4 protein-coding genes are annotated in these 4,575 nt (G+C 72.5%); 2 read left to right on the top strand and 2 right to left on the bottom strand.

What is annotated here, in order from left to right:
* The first annotated feature begins 230 nt into the window (after positions 1-230).
* Positions 231-947, top strand: coding sequence for an HAD family phosphatase (locus L0B03_RS14300; protein WP_250446942.1), 717 nt, complete (start codon positions 231-233; stop codon positions 945-947).
* Between the two features lie 68 nt (positions 948-1,015).
* On the top strand, positions 1,016-3,472 hold the full coding sequence (locus tag L0B03_RS14295; RefSeq protein WP_250446944.1) for a glycoside hydrolase family 65 protein: 2,457 nt from the start codon (positions 1,016-1,018) through the stop codon (positions 3,470-3,472).
* A 26-nt stretch (positions 3,473-3,498) separates the two neighbouring features.
* Here L0B03_RS14295 and L0B03_RS14290 read toward each other — a convergent pair whose 3' ends face one another.
* On the bottom strand, positions 3,499-4,092 hold the full coding sequence (locus tag L0B03_RS14290; protein WP_250446940.1) for a septum formation family protein: 594 nt from the start codon (positions 4,090-4,092) through the stop codon (positions 3,499-3,501).
* On the bottom strand, positions 4,089-4,575 hold a 487-nt coding region (locus L0B03_RS14285; RefSeq protein ID WP_250446938.1), incomplete at its 5' end, for a DUF4190 domain-containing protein. The genes L0B03_RS14290 and L0B03_RS14285, both read right to left, overlap by 4 nt.

Genomic DNA, 4,575 nt, shown 5'->3' with positions numbered 1-4,575 from the left:
AGCGCCAGATCGGCGACCAGCTGGCCCGGATGCTCCTCGCGGGGCAGGTGGCCGACGGCGGCGCCGTCCTGGTCGACCGCCCCACCCCCGGGGCTGCGGACGAGGCGGGGGCGGCGCGGGCCGAGGGTCTGGTCCTCACGGCGGTCACCGCGTGAGCGCACGTCCAACGACCGAGACCTCACCCGGCGCGGTTCGCCAACCACGGGGGTTCACGCACTAGCGTCGACTCCATGAACTGGGACGAGTACGACGCCGCCCTCTTCGACCTCGACGGCGTCCTGACCCCGACCGCCGACGTCCACATGCACGCGTGGCGACAGATGTTCACCACCTACTTCGAGGCCCACGGCGTCGAGCCCGCCTACGTCGACGAGGACTACTTCCGGTACGTCGACGGCAAGCCCCGGTACGACGGCGTGCGCTCGGCCCTCGCCTCCCGCGGGATCGTGCTGCCCGAGGGCGACCCCGGCGACGAGCCGGGCACCGAGACGGTGTGCGGCCTGGGGAACGCCAAGAACGCCGTCTTCTCCCGGATCCTCGACACCGACGGCGTGGTGCCGTACGCGGGCTCGGTGCTGCTGCTCGACCTGCTGGCCACCCGCGGCACCGAGATCGCCGTGGTCTCGAGCTCGCGGAACGCGCCGGCCGTGCTGGCCGCCGCCGGCCTCGCCGACCGGTTCGAGGTCGTCGTCGACGGGGAGGTCGCCCGTGCCCGAGGGCTGGCCGGCAAGCCCTCGGGCGCGACGTACCTCTACGCCGCGGAGGCCCTCGGGGTCCCCGCCGCCCGGTCCGTCGTCCTCGAGGACGCGGTCTCCGGGGTCCAGGCGGGCCGCAACGGGGACTTCGGGCTCGTCGTCGGGGTGGACCGCGGCGCGGGACCGCAGGTGCTCCGCGACGCGGGGGCCGACGTCGTCGTGGGGGACCTGGCCGAGCTGGTGACCCGGTGAGCCAGCCCGCCGCCCACGAGCCGCTGACCCACGAGCCCGAGACCTCCTTCGGGGCCCTGCCCGAGCACCTGGACCGGATCCGCTTCCCCGTCGACCCGTGGCGCCTGACCGAGACCTTCTACGAGCACGGCGACCTGGGCGTGACCGAGACGCTCTTCTCGGTCGGCAACGGCTACCTGGGCATGCGCGGCAACGTCGAGGAGGGGCGCGACAGCCACACCCACGGCACCTTCATCAACGGCTTCCACGAGACGTGGCCGATCCAGCACGCCGAGGAGGCCTACGGCTTCGCTCAGGTCGGCCAGACGATCGTCAACGCCCCCGACACCAAGATCATGCGGATCTACGTCGACGACGAGCCGCTGCTGCTCTCGGTCGCGGACCTGGTCCACTACGAGCGCACCCTGGACATGCGCGACGGCGTGCTGCGGCGTGAGGTCATCTGGCGCACCCCCGCCGGGAACCGCGTCCGCATCCGCTCCCAGCGCATGGTGTCCTTCCGGCAGCGGCACCTCGCGATCCTCACCTACGAGGTCACGGTGCTGGACCGCGACGTCCCGGTCGTGGTGTCCTCCCAGGTGCTCAACCGCCAGGACGGGCTCGACGAGTTCCGGGTCAAGGCCCAGGCGTCCACGCTGAACGATCCTCGCCGCGGGCAGCGATTCGAGGAGCGGGTGCTCCAGCCGACCGAGCACTGGGGCGACGACGAGCGCATGATGCTGGGCTACCGCTGCACCAACTCGCGGATGAGCCTCGCGGTCGGCGCCGATCACGCCATCGAGACCGAGAACGAGTACAAGGTCTTCACCCAGGTCGAGGAGGACCACGCCAAGCACGTCTACCGGATCCGGGCCGAGGCCGGGACGCCGATCACCATCACCAAGGCGATCGCTTACCACACCTCGCGCAACGTCCCGGCCCGCGAGCTGACCAACCGGTGCCGTCGCACCTTGGACCGGGTCCGCGAGGAGGGCATCGACCAGCAGTTCGCCGACCAGCGTGCCTGGCTCGACGCCTACTGGGAGCGGTCCGACGTCGAGGTCGAGGCGCAGCCCGAGGTGCAGCAGGCCGTGCGCTGGAACCTCTTCCAGCTCGCCCAGGCCTCGGCCCGGGCCGAGGGCAACGGCATCCCCGCCAAGGGGCTGACCGGCTCGGGCTACAGCGGCCACTACTTCTGGGACACCGAGATCTACGTGGTCCCCTACCTGACGTACACCACGCCCCTGTACGCCCGGAACGCCCTGCGCTTCCGCTACACGATGCTGCCGGCCGCGGTCCGCCGCGCCGCCGAGCTCACCCAGCACGGGGCCCTGTTCCCGTGGCGGACCATCAACGGCGAGGAGGCCTCGGCCTACTACGCGGCAGGCACCGCGCAGTACCACATCGACGCCGACGTCTCCTTCGCGATCAGCAAGTACGTGGAGGCGACCGGCGACGACGAGTTCATGGCCCGCGAGGGCATCGACATCCTCGTGCAGACCGCCCGCATGTGGGCGGACCTGGGCTTCTGGCGGGGCAACGGCTCGGACTCCTTCCACATCCACGGGGTGACCGGACCCGACGAGTACACGACGGTCGTCAACGACAACCTCTTCACGAACGTCATGGCGCGGTTCAACCTGCGCCGGGCTGCCGAGGCCGTCTGCCAGCTCGAGAGGGACTGGCCCCAGGAGCACGCCCGCATGGTGTCCCGGCTGCACCTGGACCGTGAGGAGATCGCTGAGTGGGAGCGCGCCGCCGACGCCCTGGCGATCCCCTACGACGACAACCTGGGCATCCACCCGCAGGACTCGCACTTCCACGAGCGCGAGGTCTGGGACCTGCCCAACACCCCGGAGGACAAGCGACCACTGCTGCTCAACTACCACCCCTTGGTGATCTACCGCTTCCAGGTGCTCAAGCAGGCCGACGTCGTGCTGGCCCTCTTCCTGCAGGGCGAGCACTTCACGGCCGAGGAGAAGCGCGCCGACTTCGAGTACTACGACCCGATCACCACCGGGGACTCGTCGTTGTCCGGGGTGGTCCAGTCGATCATCGCGGCCGAGGTCGGGTACCACGAGCTCGCGTTGCGGTACTTCCACGACTCCCTCTTCGTGGACCTGGGGGACCTGCACCACAACAGCGCGGACGGGGTCCACGTCGCCTCGACGGGCGGGGTGTGGGGCGCGCTGGTGCACGGTTTCGGCGGGATGCGCGACTACGGCGGCAGGATCAGCTTCGACCCGCGCCTGCCCGAGAGCTGGCCCTGCCTGACCTTCCGGCTCACCGTCCGCGGCTCGCGGGTCAAGGTCACGGTGCGGCACGAGGAGATCGAGCTCGAGAACGAGATCGGTGACGGTCTCGAGGTCACGGTGCGTGGCGAGGCGGTACGGGTCCCGGCCCGCGGCCCGGTCACGGTGCCCCTCGCCGGGCAGGGGCCGCGGATCCCGGGGGAGCCCGACGCCTCAGCGCTGCTCGGTACGACCCGCGCCGACGGCACGGTCATCACGGCCTCGGTACCCCACCTCACCGGCCTCAACGGCTGACCGCCGGTCCGCTCGAGGAGGGGGTGTCACCCCTCCTCGAGCGTGACGTCGCCGGTGGACCAGGAGCCGCGCGCCTCACCCTCGGGCAGGTGCGCGAGGCACAGCCCGGTCCGGTAGCCCTGCCCCCAGGCGGCCTCGGTCGGGGCCCAGACCACAGGCTCGAAGCCGAGCTCGCGCTGGGCCGTCTCCATCTCGCACGTGGCCGCGGTGCTGCGGGCGGCCTCGGCCGACCCTGGCCAGGCTCCGTCGGGCAGGGGGTGGGTCCCCACCACCTCGGCCACGTGGGCCTCGCCGCACGGCACCACGTCGACCTCGCCCACCGCTCCGTCCGCGGGCAGGGCGGGCAGGCAGTGGCCGCGGTCGAGCTGCCGCGCATGCGCGGTGGTCGGGGAGTCGACCTCGCCCAGCGGGCGCACCGCGAGGGCGTACCGCGCACCGAGCACCGCGGCGACCAGCGTGATGACGCCGAGCACGGCCGCCCCCGCGAGGAGCATCCGCCGGGTGCGGCGGCGTCGTCGGTCCTGCTCCTCGGGGGAGGGCCGGTGCGGGGCCTGCCACCCCGGGGCGTAGTACGCCTCCTGCGGGTAGTAGCCGTCCTGACGAGGGGCGTGCTCGCTCACGAGAACCCGTTCAGGGCGCCGTCCGTGAAGGCAGCGACCAGGAACACCCCGAAGAGCAGCAGGAGGAGCGTCGCGAAGCCCCCGGTGACGAGCCCGGCGATCGCCAGGCCCTGGCCGCGCCTGCCGAGGCGGCGGATCCGGACGAGGGCGACGATGCCGAGGACGACCGCGACCGGCCCGGTGATCTGGATGATCACCACGCCGATGATGCCCAGCACGAGGGAGGCGACCGCGAGGCCCTCGGTCGGCGGCGGCGGGGTCGCCCATCCCTGGGCCAGGTACTGCTGGGGGTTGTGCTGGGCGCCGCTGTACCCCGGGGCGCCGTACCCCTGGCCGGGGTGGCCCGGCGCGGGGTAGCCCGAGCCGTACCCCACGGGTGGGGAGCCGAAGGCCTGAGGGGGGCCGAAGCCCGGAGGGGGGCCGTACCCGGGCGGGGGCGGCGGCACGTCGCCGGACCCGCCCGCGGGCGGGGCGTACGGGTTG

Source organism: Actinotalea sp. C106 (assembly GCF_023630195.1).
In the GTDB taxonomy this organism is placed as follows: Bacteria; Actinomycetota; Actinomycetes; order Actinomycetales; family Cellulomonadaceae; genus Actinotalea.
This window is presented reverse-complemented; position numbering and strand designations above follow the sequence as displayed.